General features: G+C 73.4%; 18 protein-coding genes and 1 tRNA gene. 6 read left to right on the top strand and 13 right to left on the bottom strand.

Annotated features, from left to right (window positions below; genetic code table 11):
- The first annotated feature begins 24 nt into the window (after positions 1-24).
- The 3 genes from AC0GKK_RS17695 (at position 25) to AC0GKK_RS17685 (ending at position 1331) form a co-directional block, all read left to right on the top strand.
- Positions 25-228, top strand: a complete 204-nt coding sequence (locus AC0GKK_RS17695) for a CsbD family protein (RefSeq protein WP_346105788.1) — start codon at positions 25-27, stop codon at positions 226-228.
- A 127-nt stretch (positions 229-355) separates the two neighbouring features.
- A complete protein-coding gene (locus tag AC0GKK_RS17690; protein WP_308817178.1) occupies positions 356-961 on the top strand; it encodes an NAD(P)H-dependent oxidoreductase in 606 nt (201 codons plus the stop codon).
- Positions 962-1019: 58 nt separating this feature from the next.
- A complete protein-coding gene (locus tag AC0GKK_RS17685) occupies positions 1020-1331 on the top strand; it encodes a hypothetical protein (protein WP_489882136.1) in 312 nt (103 codons plus the stop codon).
- Between the two features lie 7 nt (positions 1332-1338).
- Here AC0GKK_RS17685 and AC0GKK_RS17680 read toward each other — a convergent pair whose 3' ends face one another.
- The 12 genes from AC0GKK_RS17680 to AC0GKK_RS17625 form a co-directional block, all read right to left on the bottom strand.
- Positions 1339-2085, bottom strand: a complete 747-nt coding sequence (locus tag AC0GKK_RS17680) for an LLM class flavin-dependent oxidoreductase (protein WP_489882135.1) — start codon at positions 2083-2085, stop codon at positions 1339-1341.
- Positions 2086-2087: 2 nt separating this feature from the next.
- Complete coding sequence (locus AC0GKK_RS17675) at positions 2088-4040, bottom strand: acetoacetate--CoA ligase (protein ID WP_489882134.1); 1953 nt, start codon at positions 4038-4040, stop codon at positions 2088-2090.
- Between the two features lie 134 nt (positions 4041-4174).
- Complete coding sequence (locus AC0GKK_RS17670) at positions 4175-5173, bottom strand: LLM class flavin-dependent oxidoreductase (protein WP_346105796.1); 999 nt, start codon at positions 5171-5173, stop codon at positions 4175-4177.
- Positions 5174-5206: 33 nt separating this feature from the next.
- Entirely contained in the window at positions 5207-6742 is a 1536-nt protein-coding gene (locus AC0GKK_RS17665; protein WP_489882133.1) for an acyl-CoA synthetase, read from the bottom strand.
- A 162-nt stretch (positions 6743-6904) separates the two neighbouring features.
- A complete protein-coding gene (locus tag AC0GKK_RS17660) occupies positions 6905-7213 on the bottom strand; it encodes a YciI family protein (protein ID WP_482638503.1) in 309 nt (102 codons plus the stop codon).
- 58 nt (positions 7214-7271) lie between these two features.
- A complete protein-coding gene (locus AC0GKK_RS17655; RefSeq protein ID WP_489882132.1) occupies positions 7272-8219 on the bottom strand; it encodes an acyl-CoA desaturase in 948 nt (315 codons plus the stop codon).
- A 223-nt stretch (positions 8220-8442) separates the two neighbouring features.
- A complete protein-coding gene (locus AC0GKK_RS17650) occupies positions 8443-9054 on the bottom strand; it encodes an Asp23/Gls24 family envelope stress response protein (protein WP_405421350.1) in 612 nt (203 codons plus the stop codon).
- Positions 9051-9644, bottom strand: a complete 594-nt coding sequence (locus AC0GKK_RS17645) for an RNA polymerase sigma factor (protein WP_489882131.1) — start codon at positions 9642-9644, stop codon at positions 9051-9053. The genes AC0GKK_RS17650 and AC0GKK_RS17645 overlap by 4 nt, the downstream gene beginning before the upstream one ends.
- A 191-nt stretch (positions 9645-9835) precedes the next feature.
- On the bottom strand, positions 9836-10162 hold the full coding sequence (locus AC0GKK_RS17640; RefSeq protein ID WP_489882130.1) for an Asp23/Gls24 family envelope stress response protein: 327 nt from the start codon (positions 10160-10162) through the stop codon (positions 9836-9838).
- A complete protein-coding gene (locus AC0GKK_RS17635) occupies positions 10159-10599 on the bottom strand; it encodes an STAS domain-containing protein (RefSeq protein ID WP_489882129.1) in 441 nt (146 codons plus the stop codon). Before AC0GKK_RS17635 ends, AC0GKK_RS17640 begins: the two co-directional genes overlap by 4 nt.
- A 366-nt stretch (positions 10600-10965) precedes the next feature.
- Positions 10966-11145 carry a hypothetical protein gene (locus AC0GKK_RS17630; RefSeq protein WP_489882128.1) on the bottom strand — a complete coding sequence of 60 codons (180 nt, stop codon included), beginning with the start codon at positions 11143-11145 and terminating at the stop codon, positions 10966-10968.
- A gap of 350 nt (positions 11146-11495) precedes the next feature.
- Positions 11496-11570, bottom strand: a tRNA-Thr gene (locus AC0GKK_RS17625).
- 153 nt (positions 11571-11723) lie between these two features.
- Between AC0GKK_RS17625 and AC0GKK_RS17620 the strand changes: the two genes are divergently transcribed.
- Genes AC0GKK_RS17620 through otsB form a run of 3 tightly spaced genes read left to right on the top strand, consistent with a single transcriptional unit; the run spans position 11724 to position 15408 of the window.
- The gene (locus AC0GKK_RS17620) at positions 11724-13196 is read left to right on the top strand and encodes a threonine/serine exporter family protein (protein ID WP_489882127.1); all 1473 of its coding nucleotides are present in this window, start codon (positions 11724-11726) and stop codon (positions 13194-13196) included.
- 32 nt (positions 13197-13228) lie between these two features.
- A complete protein-coding gene (locus AC0GKK_RS17615) occupies positions 13229-14647 on the top strand; it encodes an alpha,alpha-trehalose-phosphate synthase (UDP-forming) (RefSeq protein ID WP_226354122.1) in 1419 nt (472 codons plus the stop codon).
- Positions 14644-15408, top strand: a complete 765-nt coding sequence (otsB, locus tag AC0GKK_RS17610; RefSeq protein ID WP_489882126.1) for a trehalose-phosphatase — start codon at positions 14644-14646, stop codon at positions 15406-15408. Before AC0GKK_RS17615 ends, otsB begins: the two co-directional genes overlap by 4 nt.
- Before the next feature lie 26 nt (positions 15409-15434).
- Here otsB and AC0GKK_RS17605 read toward each other — a convergent pair whose 3' ends face one another.
- Entirely contained in the window at positions 15435-16490 is a 1056-nt protein-coding gene (locus AC0GKK_RS17605; protein WP_224401249.1) for a transglycosylase domain-containing protein, read from the bottom strand.
- Positions 16491-16645 lie beyond the last annotated feature (155 nt).

The raw sequence follows: 16645 nt of genomic DNA, 5'->3' as shown, positions 1-16645 counted from the left end.
GACCAGTCCATCGAGGAGGCAGTCGTGTCGTTCACCGACAAGGTCACGAACAAGGCCGAGAACGCCGTGGGCGTCGCCAAGGAGAAGGCCGGCGCGGCCACCGGCGACCGGGAGCTCCAGGCCGAGGGCAAGGCCGAGCAGTCGAAGGCGTCGCTGAAGGACGCCGGGGAGAAGCTGAAGGACGCCGCGGGCAACGTGAAGGACGCGTTCGGCGGTTCGAAGGGCTGAGTCCGCCGACGGCGTGACGGGGGTGACCGGGACGCATGCCGGTCGCCCCCACCGGGAACGCGACGGAGGTACCGAGCCGGGTCCAGTGCCGTACCGGGCTCCTCCCCTCACATCTACCGGAGGAACCATGAGCACCGTCAAGCTCGCCGTCGTCTACTACTCCGCCACCGGCACCGTCGACGCGATGGCCCACCGGGCCGCGCAGGCCGGCGAGAAGGCGGGCGCCGAGGTGCGCCTGCGCCGCGTCGCCCGCGAGGCGACCACCGGTGAGCGCGAGGCCACCGACGCGCAGGCCGCGCACGCCGAGGCCGCCCCCGAGGTCACCGCCGCGACCGCCGACGACATCGTGTGGGCCGACGCCGTCCTGTTCGGCTCGCCCACCCGCTACGGCAACATCGCGGGCCAGCTGAAGACCTTCATCGACTCGCTCGGCCCGCAGTGGGGCCAGGGCCTGCTCGCCGACAAGGTCTACGCCGGGTTCACCGCCAGCCAGACCCTGCACGGCGGCCAGGAGTCCACGCTGCTCGCGCTGTACAACACGATCCACCACTTCGGCGGGATCGTCGTCGCGCCCGGGTACACCGACCCGACCAAGTTCGTCGACGGCAACCCCTACGGCGCCTCGCACGTGACCGGGGCGGACAACGACGCCCCGCTCGGTGAGGCCGACAATGCGGCTCTCGACCACCTCGCCACCCGCGTGGTCACCGTCGCCGGGAAGCTCGCGGGCTGAGCCGGATCCGGCGACGCGACACCGTCCACCGCGCCACGCCGCGGGCTAGCCTCGGTGCATGTACTTCCGGATCACCCCCGGCGACGTCGAGCTCGTCGACCCGGATGACGTGCGGAGCTTCCATGTCGTCGCCCCCGCGGACCTGACCGAGGACACGCTCGCCGACACCGTGCGCAGCACCGGTCTCGGCGAGGTCGCCGACGACGGCGGGCACGTCCTGGTGCGCGTCGACGCGGTCCGCAGGCTGGCGGCGGGCCGGGTCGGCCCGGACTGGGAGGACGACCTCGCCGGGATGCTCGGTTACGCCCGGAGCAAGGGCTGGCTCTCCGACGACGGCGACTCGGTGCGCGCCCACGTCGAGCGCGGCTGAGACCGGGCTACGGCAGCAGCGCCCGGACCCCGTCGGGGTCCGGGCCGCCCGGCCCGATGACCACGACGGCGTCGTCGAAGCCCGCGTCGGCGTAGCGGGCCAGGTCGTCCCGCAGACGGCCGAGGTCGGCGCCCGCGGGCACCGGGAGGGCGTAGGCGACCGCGCGACCGCCCCCGGCCGCCCGGTAGCGGCCGAGGGCGTCCACCATCTCGTCCGGCGTGGTGCGGTGGCCGGAGGCGAGCCAGCCGTCGAAGGACCGGGCGGCCTTCTCGACGTTCGCGCCCCACGACCCCAGCAGCAGCGGCGGCCGGGCGGTGGGCGCGTCCGCGAGCCGGGCGTCGGCGTCCCCGCCGCGTTCCAGCAGCTCACGCAGTCGGACGACGTTCTCGTCGAAGGTCCGGAAACGGGTCCGGTGGTCCCGGTCGAGGGCGGCGTAGTCGTCGCGGGTCGAGCCGGGGCTCACCCCGAGCGCGAGCCGGTCCCCGCAGACCGCCTGCAGCGACAGCATCCGGTGGGCCAGTTCGGCCGGCTGGTGCAGCGGGACCTGCACCGTGCCCGTCGACAGGCCGACGCCGTCGGTGGCCCCGGCCGCGACGGCCAGCGCGACGAACGGGTCGGGCACCAGCCGTCCACGGCCGATGATCTCCGGCGCCCACAGGTGCGCGAAACCGGCACCGGCGAGTCGCCGGGCCCACCCGGCGACCGGGTACGGCGGCGCGTCGGACAGGTGCGCGAGCGTCGCGCCCAGCCGCACCGCTACGCCCGCCGGTCCGCGGCGAACCGGGCGTACCAGCGCAGCGCGTCCGGGTCGTCGACCGAGGCGATGTTCGCGGCCTTCTCCAGCGGACGGCCCGCCATCAGCTTCTTGATCGGCACCTCCAGCCGCTTCCCGCTCAGCGTGTGCGGCACCGCGGGGGCCTCGACGATCTCGTCCGGGACGTGCCGCGGCGTCAGCCGGGACCGCAGGGTGGACACGATCGTGGCCCGCAGGTCGTCGTCGAGGGTGTGCCCCTCCGCGGGGACGACGAACAGGCCCAGCCAGTACTCGCCGTCGGGGAGGTCGACGCCGACGACCAGCGCCTCGTCGATCTCCTCCATCGTGTCGAGGACGTCGTAGAAGTCGCCGCTGCCCAGCCGGACGCCCTGCCGGTTGAGCGTGGAGTCCGAGCGGCCGTGGATGGAGACGCTGCCGTCGGCGTGCAGGGTCACCCAGTCCCCGTGCCGCCACACGCCGGGCCAGGTGTCGAAGTAGGAGTCGGTGTAGCGCTCGGCCTCCGGGTCGTTCCACAGGTGCACCGGCATCGACGGCATCGGCTGGAGGACCACCAGGTCGCCGACCTCGTCGACGACGGGGTCGCCGTCGGAGTCCCAGGCGGCGCAGTCCACGCCCGCGAGCCGGCCGCCGATCCGCCCGGCCCGGACCGGGGAGTACTCGTTCGCCCCGACGAACGAGCCGGAGACGTCGGTGCCGCCGCTGGTCGAGTCGATCCGCATGTCCGGGCTGACGTGGGAGTACAGCCAGTCGTAGCCGGCGGGCGGCAGCGCCGAGCCGCTGACCATGACGTGCCGCAGCCGGGACAGGTCGTGCTCGGCGCGCGGGGACACCCCGGTGTTCGCCGTCGCGGTGACGACCGCCGCCCCCATCAGGACGACGTCGGCACCGGTCCGGGCGGCGACCTCCCAGACCGCACCCGGCGGGTGGCCGGGGCTGCCCTCGTAGAGCACGATGCTCGCGCCCTGGGTGAGCGCCCCGAGCTGCATGTTCCACAGCGCCCAGCCGGTGGAGGTGTAGGTGAACATGCGCTCGCCGGGCCGCAGGCCGCAGTACAGCCCGGACCACTTCAGGCCCTCGAGGGTGATGCCGCCGTGGCCGTGCACGAGGCCCTTCGGCAGGCCGGTGGTGCCGGAGGTGAACAGCACCCACAGCGGGTGCGAGAACTCGACCTGCGTGAACTCCGGCTCGGCGTCGACGGCGAGCAGCTCGTCCCACGGCGTCGTGCCCTCGGGGGCGGGCCGGTCGAACACGTAGGGGACGGCCACGACGTGGCGCACGGTCGGCAGCTCGGCCCGCAGCCGCACGACGACGTCGGCGCGGTCGACCTCCCGGCCGTTCCAGTGGTAGCCGTCGGCGACGACGAGCACGGTCGGTTCGAGCTGGGCGAGCCGGCCGATGGTGCCCTCGGCGCCGAAGTCCGGTGAGCAGCACGACCAGACCGCGCCGACCGCGGCCGCGGCCAGCAGCCCGATCACGGCGTGCTCGGTGTTGGGCAGGTAGGCGCAGACCCGGTCCCCGGGGCGCACCCCGGCCCGGCGCAGCCAGCCGGCGGCGGCCGCGACCGACCGGCGGAGCCCGCCGCGGGTGATCTCCCGGGCGGGCGCACCGCCCTCCTGCACGCACACCAGGGCGGGGTCGTCGTCGGCGCCGCGGCGCAGCGCGTGCTCGGCCCAGTTCAGCCGGGCCCCGGTGAACCACCGGGTGTGCGGCATGGCGTCCGCGGTGCGGACCTGCTCCCACGGCGTCGAGAACGCGACGTCGTAGTGGTCGACGACCGAACGCCAGAACCGGTCGATGTCGGCGACCGACCACGCGTGCAGGGCGTCGTGATCGTCGAACGGGCGGCCCTCCCGCTCGGCCAGCCAGTCCAGGTAGGCGCGCAACGCGGACCGCTCGATGCGCTCCGCCGACGGGCTCCAGAGGACGTCGGTCATCGGTGTCTCCTCCGTGGGGGCGTCCCGCGCGTCGGCGGACCCACCCGGGAGGTGGACCCGCCGACGCGGTGCTGCGGTGCGGTGCCGCGGTCAGCCCACGGCGGAATCGCCGGGCGACACCCGGCTCGGGGCGCTCAGGAGGCGAGCACCTTCGGCATGATGTCGTTCTTGATCCGCTTGAGGTCGTCGAGCGTCTTCGACACCGGGACGTCGGCGAACGGCGGCCAGATCAGCGGCATGGTCATGCCCGCCTCCTTGTACGCCTTGAGCCGGTCGGTGAGCTGCTTCTCGGTGCCCACCAGCAGGTTCGACGCGACGCCGTTGACGGTCTGGTCGACCTCCTCGTCGGTGATGACCGTCCAGATCATCGAGCAGATCTCGAGGTCCTTGGCCCGCTTCGGGCTGCCGATCTCCTCGAACTGCTCGTCGATGGCCGTGATCCACTTGGCGAGGCCCTCGGGCGAGTCCTGGATGCCGATCCAGCCGTCGAGGTCGTACTTGGTGATCCGGCGCGCCGAGCGCAGCGGGTCCTTGAGGCCGCTCATGAAGATCGGCGGGCGCGGGTCCTGCAGCGGCTTGTGCCCGAAGCCGCAGGCGTCGAAGTCGGCGAACTCGCCGTGGAACTCGTAGTGGTCGGCGTTCTTGTCCCAGATGCCCTGCATGATCTCGATCGACTCGCGCACGTGCTTGTGGCGCTTCGGGAAGATGTGGGCGGCGCTGGCCGCGGCGAACTCCTCGGGCATCCAGCCGGAGCCGACGCCGACGTTCAGCCGGCCGCCGGAGAGGTGGTCGATGGTCGCCAGCTCCGCGGCGAGGACGCCGGGCGAGCGGAACGGCGTGTCGATGATGCTCATCCCGATGCGGACCTTGGTGGTCTTGGCGGCGAGCCACGGGATCAGCGGGTAGCCCTGGAACCACTTGCCGCGCGAGGACACCGGCAGGGCGTTCGGCAGCCCGTCCATCATGCCGAAGGAGTACTGCAGCTCCTGGCGGTCGGACTTCTCCGGGACGACGATCCGGTCGAGCGTCCAGACCGAGTCGAAGTCCAGGTCCTCGGCGAGCGCGGTGAGGTCCTCCAGCTCCTTGACCGTGACGAGGTCGCGGAAGTTGGGGAGGTACAGAGCGAGCTTCATGTGATGCTGCCTCCTTGCGGCATGACAGTGTCGCTAACGGGAGAGTGTGACCCTGATCTCGTTCTTCAGAACTTTACCCACAGTCGAGCGCGGAAGATCGGTCCAGAGCTCGACCTGCTTGGGGGCCTTCACGGAACCGATGCGCGCCTTGACGAACGCGACCAGTTCCTCGGTGTCGATCTCGGCACCGGGCTGGGGCTGGACCACCGCGGTCACCCGTTCGCCCCACTTCTCGTCGGGCAGGCCGACCACCGCGCAGTCCCGGACGGCGTCGTGCGCCATCAGAGCCTGCTCCACCTCGGCGGAGTACACGTTGAAGCCGCCGGAGATGACCATGTCCTTGGCCCGGTCGACGATGTGCAGGAAGCCGTCGTCGTCGAGCAGGCCGATGTCGCCGGTGTGGTGCCAGCCGTGCGCGGACACCTCCGCGGTGGCCTCGGGGTTGCGGTGGTAGCCGGCCATCACCAGCGAGCCGCGGACGCAGATCTCGCCGCGCTCACCCCGCGGGACCGGGCTCCCCTGCTGGTCCAGGATCGCGACGGTGACCAGCGGCGACGGCCGCCCGGCCGAGGCCAGCCGTTCGGTGGCGACGCTCCCGTCGGCGCGACGGTGCTCGGCGGGCGACATCGTCGAGATCATCATGGGGGCCTCGGACTGGCCGAACAGCTGCGCCATCGGCCCGATCCGGTCCAGCGCCTCGGTCAGCCGGGCCACCGACATCGGGGCCGCGCCGTACCAGAAGCACTGCAGCGACGACAGGTCCGTCGCGTCGAGCGCCTCGTGGCCGAGCACCATGTAGATCAGCGTCGGCGGCAGGAACGTGTGCGTCACCCGGTGCGCCTCGATCAGCTCCAGGAACCGGCCGACGTCGGGCTTCGCCATGATCACGACCTCGCCGCCGCGGGCCATCACCGGGAAGCACAGGACGCCCGCGGCGTGGGTCAGCGGCGCCAGCGCGAGGTAGACCGGCCGCTCGTCGAACGGGTAGCTCATCAGCGTGATCGCCGACATCGTCTCGACGTTGCGGTCGGTCAGCAGCACGCCCTTGGGACGCCCGGTGGTGCCGCCGGTGCCGACCAGCGCCACGATCTCGTCGGGCGGTGCCGCCTCGGCGGACGGGTCGTCGCGGGCGGCGTCGAGCCAGGCGTCGAAGGCCTCGGCCCGCCCGTCCGGGCCCGGGTCGCCGAGGCGCACCAGGGTGGTCAGCTGCGGGAGGTCCGGGGCGATCTCGGCGACCAGGCCGTCGAAGGAGGGCTGGTAGATCAGCGTGGTGCAGTCGAACAGGTCGAGCAGCTCGGCGGTCTCGTCCGCCGCGTTCCGCGGGTTGATCGGGCACCACACCGCGCCGGCGCGGGCGATGCCGAACACGCAGGAGAACGCGGTCGGGTCGTTCGCCGAGAGGATGCCGACCTTGTCCCCCGGCGCGACGCCGGAGCGTCGCAGCGCCCGCGCGACGGCGTGCGAGAGATCGACGACGTCGCCGTAGGACAGCGACGTGCCGTCGAGGGTCAGGCAGGGGGCCGCGGGATCGAGGGAGGCGCCCTTGTCGAGGTAGAAGGTCAGCGACATCGCGGCTCCCCGGATCTGCACCGTTGCGGACAGCGACGACCGTGGCGGGAATCTGGACAGTTGTCAAGATTCCCTGCCCGACCGGGATGGGGAATGCCGACGGCGGACGGCCCGGGAGGATGGTCCCGGGCCGTCCGCCGTCGTGGTGCGGGGGAAGGGTGCCTACGCCTGCCCGGTCAGCGCCCCGGCCAGCGGGCCCAGCGGCGGCGCCCACTCGCGGATCTCGGCGCGGGCGACGACGCCGGCCGTGGAGAACGGGTCCGCGTCGACGATCGCCTGCACCGCGGCCCGGTCCTCGACGCGGAAGATCAGCAGGCCGCCCGGGTCCTCACCCGGGGCCCAGGCGCCGGCGACGAGCATCGTCCCGTCCTCGGCGAGGGGGCGCAGGTAGTCACGGTGGGCCGGACGCGTGGCGTCCCGGAGCTCCGTGTCGTCGGTGTAGGTGTAGATCAGTGCGAAGGTCGTGGCCACACCGCGATCCTCGCACGCGACGAAGCCGACGGGCCACCGTCGGCGTCGCCGCCGGTCGTCACTTCGCCGCGAGGCGCTCCAGGCGACGGGTGGTGGGCCAGCGGACGTTCGTCGCCCAGCCCACCTTCTCGAAACCGCGGATGACCACGGCGGAGATGTCGATCTGGCCCTTCTTCACGCCGTGCCGGGCGCAGGTCGGGTCGGCGTGGTGCAGGTTGTGCCACGACTCGCCGCAGGACAGCAGGGCCAGCCACCAGACGTTGGCGGACCGGTCACGCGCCGCGAACGGGCGCTCGCCCCAGATGTGGCAGATCGAGTTGATCGACCAGGTGACGTGGTGCAGCACCGCGACGCGGACGAAGCCCGCCCAGAACAGCGCGGTCAGCGCACCCCACCAGGACATCGTGATGAGACCGCCGAGCAGTGCCGGGCCGAGCAGGCTCGCGACGACGATCAGCGGGAACGCCTTGTCGACACGGGCGATGTCGCGGTCGGCGAGCAGGTCCGGGGCGAACCGCTTCATGTTGGTCAGGTCGCGCTGGAACAGCCAGCCCAGGTGGGCGTGCCAGAAGCCCTTGACCAGGGCCATCGGGCCGGTGCCGTAGAGCCACGGCGAGTGCGGGTCGCCCTCCTTGTCGGAGAACGCGTGGTGCCGGCGGTGGTCACCGACCCAGTCGAGCACGCTGCCCTGCAGCGACAGGCTGCCCGCGATCGCCAGCGCGATCCGCAGCGGGCGCTTCGCCTTGAACGCGCCGTGGGTGAAGTACCGGTGGAACCCGACCGTGACGCCGAGGCAGCTCACGTAGTAGAGGACGAACGCCAGCACGACGTCGGTCCAGCCGAGGAAGCCCACGCTCCAGGCGAGCGGGACGGCCGCGAGCAGCGCCAGGGTCGGCAGGACGACGAACAGCCCCACCAGGAACATCTCTCCCGGCGGGCGCTTCCCGTCCAGGACGGGTGGGGGCCCGCTCCTCGTGGGGGCGGGGGCCGCGTCGACTGTTGTCATGGGTCCACTACATCGTGTGACGGATGTCGGCACAGCCCTGCTGACCCCCCTGTGTGGGAGGGGGTATCTCCTCGGCTGGGCCGTTCGCTCGATCCCGTACCCCCGTGAGCAGAACCTGCGACGACGACATGACCGTCCGCTCCCGGTCGACAGCTCACCGGGGATCTCGCGATCGGGCGGGTGGTGCGTGCCTCTCGCCGGATGGCGTACGTCACCGCGATCCTCAGGGTTCGGTGAAGACGTCGTCGATGAGCACGGTCACCTGGACGGGTTCGAGGTCCGTGAGGTGACGGACCGTGGCGACCACGGCGCGGCGGACGTCGTCGGCGAGCTGGTGCAGCGGGCGCCCGAAGTCCGCGGCGAGGGTGATCTCCAGGGCCGTGCTCGCCCCGGCGACGCCTGCGGTGATCTCCGAGTCCGAGTCGCGGTGGCCCGACAGGTCACGGCTCAGGGCGACGCGGACACCGGGAACACCTTCGGCGGAGTGCCGCGCGGCGGCGACGACCACCCGCGCGGCGACGCGGGTGACCCCGTCGGCGGTACGGACGGTGGCGTAGTCGCTGTCGTCGATCGCGCTGCGGATGCGCGCGAGCGCCTCCTCCATCGGCCCCTCGGGCGCGATCACCTGCTCGGCGGCCAGGTCGCGCAGGGGTGACAGGAGCCTGTCGTACTCCGCGAGGGCCGCCTGGCAGTGCACGCATCCCTGCTGGTGCACGTCACGGTCGGCACCGCGGCCGTCGGCGACCTGGGTGAGCAGCACGTCGACCGACGTGCCGCAGGGGAGGGTGTCCCGATCCCGACGGTCGGTGTGGTCGGGCTGGTCGTGCTCGGTCATGCCCACTCCCGCATGGTGTCGGCGAGCCGGCGGCGGGCTCGGTACAGACGGCCGCGCAAGGTCGGTTCGGAGACGCCGAGGATGGCGGCGGCCTCGTCGTAGCCCAGCTGCTCGATGTCCACCAGCACGACGGGGGCCCGCTGCTCGGGTGGCAGGTCGGTGACCGCCGCCAGCATCGCCGAGAGCCTGTTCCGGGCCATCACCTGGACGTCGGCGCCCGGCGAACTGACGATGTCGGGGTCGGTCAGGGGTGTGTCGTCACGGCGACGCCTGATCGTGCCCAGACAACGGTTCACCACGATGCGGTAGAGCCACGTGGTGAACAGGCTCGTGCCCGCGAACCCGGCCAGCGCCGTCCACAGCTGGATGACGACCTCCTGGGCTACGTCCTCGGCGTCGTCGGGACTGCCGAGCATGCGCAGGGCGATCCGGTAGATGCGGTCGCGGTGGCGCCGCACGAGCGCCTCGTAGGCGTCGAGCGAACCCTCCTGGGCCTTGCCGACGAGCCAGTCGTCGGCCTGGTGGTCGAGCCGCTCGGGACGGGGCCCACGCCGCGCCGGGACGGGGGGGGGCCGGCTGTCGTGCGCCACGTGGCTCCGTACCTCCGGCGGGATGGTCGACGCCGACCTGTCGGCCTCGGGAACTCGTTGCTGCGGTGCCGAGAGCGCCGACGCCCCGAGCCGGCGACGGGGGCGACGGACATGCGGACGATCGTTGCGTACACACGGACACATCCCGCCCGGCGGAGCAGTGGCTCAGGCGCGCACCGGGCGGGTCACCGTTAGTCCTCGACGGTCACCGTGATCCCCGCGTCGGGGATGACCCCGCGGACGGCGGCCCTGACCTGGTCGGCGATCTCGGCGATCGGATGGGGGTGGCGACCGACGACGTGGACCTCGACATGCGTGGAGCGTCGAGCGTCCGCGGCCGTCCGCTCGGCGCCCGGGTCGACGCCGAGGCGGACACCCACGACTCGCCGTCCCGGCAGATGGGTGGCGACGGTCCCGAAGGGCCCGCCGTGGAGGTCGACGACGCCCGGACAGCCCCGTACCGCGTCGGCGAGTGGGACGCTGAGGTGGTCAGGATGTTCTGGTCGGGGGTCGGTCATGGGCCCTCTCCTCTCTCGTCGTCGCGAGCTGTCCAGGTCGCGGTGGGGGTGGTCGCCCGGTCGTGCGCGGCCGGCTCCGTGTCAGGTGCGATCGCCTGCGTGACGTCGTCGGCGAGATGCAGCACGCGCTCGACGCCGCTGACCACGACGAGACGTTCGAGTGCACGGTTCCCCGACACGACCACGCGCATGTCGATCCCGTGGGCACGAGCGAGCCGGTGGGTGCGCACCAGCAGGTCCACACCATGGGAGTCCAGGTAGCCCACCGCGGTCAGGTCCACGCACAACCGGGTCAGAGCCGGATCCGGCAGGAGCGCGATGACCGTGCGCTGCAGCTCCGGCACGCGTGCGGCGTCGACCTCGCCGACGATCCGCAGCACCACGATGCCCGGGCCCGGCCTGTCCACCAACACGTCAGCGGCATGATGCCCGCTCATTCGGTCCTCCTCGACCTCGTCGTCGGTGATCGGGTGATGCCGGGTCCGCCGGGTGGGCCGACCGCGGCCGGGCGCATCGCCCGCAGAACCACCCCGAGCTCGACACGGACGAGCGGTGGCCGGTCGGTGCGGCGCCGCGGAGAGCACCTGCAGCCCTCGACCACGACGACGATCTCGGCCGCCCGTCCGGCGGAGGCAACGGATGCACGGACCAGGGCGGCGATCCGTCGGGCGCGCAGGCCGTCCGTCCGACGGCCGGGAAAGGTGGCCGTCGGCCTCGCCGCAGGGCACGGGTGCGGGTTTCCTCCGGCAGCGCACCTCAGCGCCCGGGTCGCGGCCGGGGCGAAGGCCGGCCCGGTGTGGCCGTCACGCGATGCGGGCCGCTCCGCCGCCGAGGGCGTACCCGCCGCGGACCTCGCGGGCCGCCGGACCTGCGATCGCGGCGACCACGGCCTCGGCGATCCGGGGGCTGCCCCGGCCGGAGGACAGCGCGCCCGACGCGGCCGGGTTCGGGGTCGTCGTCGCGGGGGTGTTCGGGGTGGTCATGTCCTGTCTCCCGTCGTCCTGCGGGCCCGGCCGCCTGGCGTGCCGGGACCTCGGCGGCGGACGAGGCCACCGCTCCCGGAATGCCTCGGTCCGTTCCACAGCTGTGGGACGCGATCGGGGCGGGATCCTCACGCGTCGGTGCTGTGATGTGGACCATCGCCGAGCGGTCGGTCCTCGGGACCGGGGAGACCGGTGCCGGCGGGTCCGGAGAGTCGTCCTGCCACCCGGCGTCCCGCGAATCGCCCGTGGCCCTGCGTCACGCCGGCGGCCGGCCTGCCCCGGCCTGGACCACGGGGAGTCGTGCGAGCGGTCGTGCCGGAGACGTCCCGGAGAGGACCGCTGGTCGGACGTGGAGCCGGAGGTCGGGATCGAACCGACGACCTACCGCTTACAAGGCGGTTGCTCTACCACTGAGCTACACCGGCGAACACGACCAGCCTAACGCCCCGACCGTGTCGCAACCCTCCCGGCCGCCGGGCCGTCGCACGGTGTGAGGTGGACCGTCGCCCGTCGCCGCCCGTCGGCCCGCCCCTAGCCTGGTGTGCGACACCGGACCCGCACGAACGGATGGAGGGATCGTGGCCGAGGAGACGCCGACGGCCGACCGGTTCGCACGGCGACTGCGCGGCGCGCTGCGGCGTGACGCGAAACGGCTGCTCACCCCGGGTCCGTCGACGGTGCCGATGCTCATGCTCGGCCCGCAGGTCCCCGACGACGCCCGTGTGCAGGAGGTCCTGGACCTCTGCATGCGGATCGGTGAGATCGAGCTGTCCTCCGGCGAATCGGTCGACGAAGTCACGGCGACGATGCTGCGGCTGGCCAACCTGGCGGGTCTGCCCGCCGTCGACGTGGACATCACGTTCACCTCGATCACCATGTGCTGCCACCGGGGCAACGCCGCGCAGCCGGTGACGACGATGCGGTTGGTCCGCTACCGCACGCTCGACCTGTCCCGCCTCGCCGAGACCGAGGAGATCATCCGCGACGTCGAGGCGGGCCGGCTCGACGTGCGGGCGGCGTCGTCGAAGGTGTCGGAGGTCGTGCGGCACCCGCACCCCTACCCCCGCTGGGTGGCGACGTTCGGCTGGGCCGCGCTGGCCGCGTCGATCGCCCTGCTGCTCGGCGGCGGTCCGCTGACCGCGACGACGGCGTTCGTCACCACCGCGATCATCGACCGGATCGGCCGGTTGCTGGCCCGGCGCGGGGTCGCGGCGTTCTTCCAGCAGGTGGTCGGCGGCTTCCTCGTCACCGCCTCGACGGTCGCGCTGGTGCAGCTGGAGGTGTTCCCGCCGGGCACCCGGGCGTCCTACATCGTCGCGGCGGGCATCACGGTGCTGCTGTCCGGGCTGAGCGTGGTCTCCACCGTGCAGGACGCCCTGACCGGCTACTACCTGACCGCGGCCGCCCGCATGGTCGAGATCTCACTGCTGTCGGCGGGGTTGCTGACCGGCGTCGTGCTCGGCCTGCAGCTGGGGCTCGCGATGGGGACCCAGATCGAGGTGTCCGGGGACCTGCCGTCGGGACCGGGCCAGTTCGGGCTGTCGCTGGTCGCCGGTGCGCTGGCGGCGGCGTTCTACGCGCTCGCCGGGTACGCACCGTTGCGGTCGTTGCCGATCGCCGGCGCGGTCGGCGCGTCGAGCTGGCTGGTCTACGGCCTGCTCACGCAGAACGCCGGGCTCGGCCAGGTACCCGCGACCGGTGCCGCGGCCCTGGTCGTCGGGCTCGCGGCGGGCCTGCTGCGGCGCGGCACACAGACCCCGCCGATGGTCGTCACCCTCGCCGGGGTCACCCCGCTGCTGCCCGGTCTGGCCGCCTACCGCGGCTTCTACCAGCTGGCGATCGAGGGGCCGTCCGAGGGATTGGTGACGATCACGATCGCGCTGGCCGTCGGTCTGGCGCTGGCCGCGGGCGTCGCCCTGGGGCAGTTCGTGGCCAGCCCGCGCCGCCGTCCCGAGGACCGGCCCGGCGGGGCCGAGAGCTCCCCCACCGGCGCCGCGGCCGTCGGCGCCCCGGTGTCGGACGCCACGGCCGACGGGGCCGATCCGAAGTAGGGTCGCCACGGGGCGAGCGTCGAGGAGGGCATGTGTCCACAGGGGAACCGGTGACCGCAGCGGATCTGGTGGTGGTGGCCAACAGGCTCCCCGTGGACCTGGAGCGGCATCCGGACGGCAGCACCACCTGGCGTCGCAGCCCGGGCGGCCTGGTCACGGCGCTGGAGCCGACCCTGCGGGCCAGGGAGGGTGCCTGGGTCGGCTGGCCCGGCGTCCCCGACGCCGAGGTCGAGCCCTTCGCCGAGGACGGCCTGTCGCTGTTCCCGGTGACGCTGACCGCGCAGGAGGTCACCGACTACTACGAGGGCTTCTCCAACGGCACGCTCTGGCCGCTCTACCACGACGTCGTCGCGCCGCCGCAGTTCCACCGGCACTGGTGGCGCGCCTACACCGCGGTGAACCAGCGCTTCGCCGAGGAGGTCGCGAAGGTCGCCGCCCAGGGCGCGACGGTCTGGGTGCAGGACTACCAGCTCCAGCTCGTCCCGGGGAAGCTGCGTGAGCTGCGCCCGGACCTGCGGATCGGTTTCTTCCTGCACATCCCGTTCCCGCCGGTCGAGCTGTTCCGCCAGCTCCCGTGGCGGACCCGGATCATGGAGGGCCTGCTCGGCGCGGACCTCGTCGGTTTCCACACCGACGGCGGCGTCCGCAACTTCCACTGGCTCGCCCAGGAGCTCGCCGGAGCCTCCACCGACCGCGACCCGGAGGTGCTCCACCACGGCGGACGGCGGATCCGGCTCGGCGCGTTCCCGATCTCGATCGACTCGCACCGGCTCGACGAGCTGGCCCGGACCCCCGAGGTCGAGAAGCGTGCCGCCGAGATCCGGACGGAGCTCGGCAGCCCGGAGAAGATCGTGCTGGGTGTCGACCGGCTCGACTACACCAAGGGCATCGACGTCCGGCTGCGCGCCTTCCACGAGCTCCTCGAGGAGGAGCGGGTGTCCGTCGACGACGCGGTGATGATCCAGCTGGCGACGCCGTCGCGGGAGCGGGTCGAGCACTACCAGCAGATGCGCGCCGACATCGAGCAGGCCGTCGGGCGGATCAACGGCGAGTTCGCCCGCGTCGGGCACCCGGCGGTGCACTACCTGCACCGGTCGCTGCCGCGCGAGGAGCTCGCCGCGTTCTTCCTCGCCGCCGACGTCATGCTCGTGACCCCGCTGCGGGACGGCATGAACCTCGTCGCCAAGGAGTACGTCGCCTGCCGCCCCGACGACGGCGGCTGTCTCGTGCTGTCCGAGTTCGCCGGTGCCGCGATCGAGCTGACCAGCGCCCTGCTGGTCAACCCGCACGACACCGACGGCGTCAAGGAGGCGCTCTACGCGGCGCTGACCATGAACGCCGAGGAGGGGCGCAAGCGGATGCGCACGCTGCGTCGCCAGGTCCTCGACCACGACGTCGACCGCTGGGCCACCGGGTTCCTGGAGGCGCTCGGCATCCGGGTCGAGCAGTGAGCCCCGACGCGGCCGTGGAGCAGCTCGCCGGCGTGGGGCGGCTGCTCGTCGCCCTCGACTTCGACGGCGTACTGGCCCCGCTGGTCGACGACCCGTCGGCGTCGCGGCCGCTGCCCGCCTCGGCCGACGCCGTCCGGCGCCTCGCGGCGCACGACGCGACGACCGTCGTGATGCTGTCCGGCCGGGGGCGCGACGACCTCGCGACCGTCTCCGGGTTCGTCCCGCCGGTCGGGCTGGTGGGCAGCCACGGCGCCGAGTACGACGACGGGCTCGCCGCCCTGCTCGGGCGCGGCGGCCTGCTGACGCCTGCGCAGGAGCGCCGGCGGACCGCGCTGCTCGACGGTCTGCGCACCCTGGTCGACGGGGCCCCCGGGGCGCGGCTGGAGACCAAGCCCGCGGGCGGAGCGGTGCACGTGCGCGGCATGGACCCGGTCGCCGGGGCGGCGCTGCTGGAGCGGGTCCACGCCGAGTGGGCCGGTGACGGCGTCGACGCCGTCGCGGGCAAGGACGTGCTGGACCTGGCCGTCGTCGAGACCACCAAGGGCTCCGCGGTGGAGGCGCTGCGGTCGGCACTGCACGCGGACGCGGTGCTGTTCGCCGGGGACGACGTCACCGACGAGACCGCGTTCCGGGTGCTGGGCGACGGCGACGTCGGGATCAAGGTGGGCGACGGCGCCACCGCGGCCCGCTTCCGGGTCGCCGACCCGCAGGAGATGGCCGGGGTCCTGGAGCGGCTGGCCGCGCTGCGCTGCGGGTCCTGACCGGGTCCTGACCGGGTCGCGGCAGCTCAGTCGAGGTCGGCCAGCGCGGCCGGGGGCTCGCGGCACGGGTCGTCGGCGGCGGGCAGGTCGGAGGCGTTGCCGGGGATCCCGAGGCCCTCGGTGGCGGCGAGCCCGCCCATCTGGGTGTACCAGCGCGGGGCGCGCTCGCGGGCGTGCCAGTAGCCCTTCGCGCTGATCCAGCCGCGTTCGCCGGGGTCGGCGACGCCGTTGCCGTTGGCGTCGCCGAGGAAGCGCATGCCGCCGCCGGGGGCGCGTTCGACGTGCAGCGGGGACGGCAGCAGTCCGATGAGCTGGGCGGACTCGTCCACGCTGAGTGAGCGGCTGGACTTGCCGAAGTAGTACCAGGAGGCGGCGCAGACGCCGTAGACGCGCGGCGCGAACTGCGCGACGTTGACGTAGATCTCCAGGATCCGGCGCTTGGACATGACGAGCTCCATCGTCTCCGCCGGCGGGATCTCCAGAGCCTTGCGCACCGGTTCCAGCGGCGGGTAGCGCCCGGCCCACAGGAACAGGTTCTTCGACGTCTGCTGGGTGATGGTCGACCCGGACGGGTCGTCGGTGCCGTCCATGTACGCCTGCACGCGCGCCCACTGCATCCCGTAGTCGACGGCGAGGGTGCGCTCCGGGAACTGCTGGTCCTCCTGCCCCATCACCACGATCAGGAAGTTGCGCGACACGTGCTCGGCGTCGGTCCACTGCGCCACGGTCGGCCCGAAGTTCCACAGCCGGAACATCGTGTACGGCGGGTTGACCAGGGTGAACAGCAGCACCAGGACCAGCGGGACGGCCTGGGCGACCAGGGCCCAGCGCAGCAGCCTGCGCAGCCGGGCCCGGGTCGACGGCGGCGGAGTCCCCGGGGGCCGCTGCGGCCGCAGCCGGCGCAGCCGGTCCCGCAGCGCCGCGAGCTGCGGCCCGATCGGGCGGCGCGGGGCGGGCCCGGACTCCGGGCGGGGTACCGCGCCCGCACCTCGGCGTGGGGGCGGGCCGGTCCGGCGGGCGCCGCGACGCGTGGGCAGTGGCCGCTGGGCCGGGTGGAGCACGTCCGGGCGGTCGGACGCCACGGGGCGCGGGATCGGGCGCCGGGCGTCCGGGGAGTCGGACGGTGCGGGGCGCGGGGCTCGACGCAGGCCGTCGGGGCGGTCGGGGCGGTCGGGCGGCGCGGAGGGCCGCGGGGCCGGCGGGGTGGCACGGCGCGGGCCGGCCGCCCGCCCGCCGA

It is taken from the genome of Pseudonocardia sp. P-1 (genome assembly GCF_058111925.1).
The sequence above is the reverse complement of the archived record's forward strand: the minus strand, read 5'-3'. Positions and strand labels throughout refer to the sequence as shown.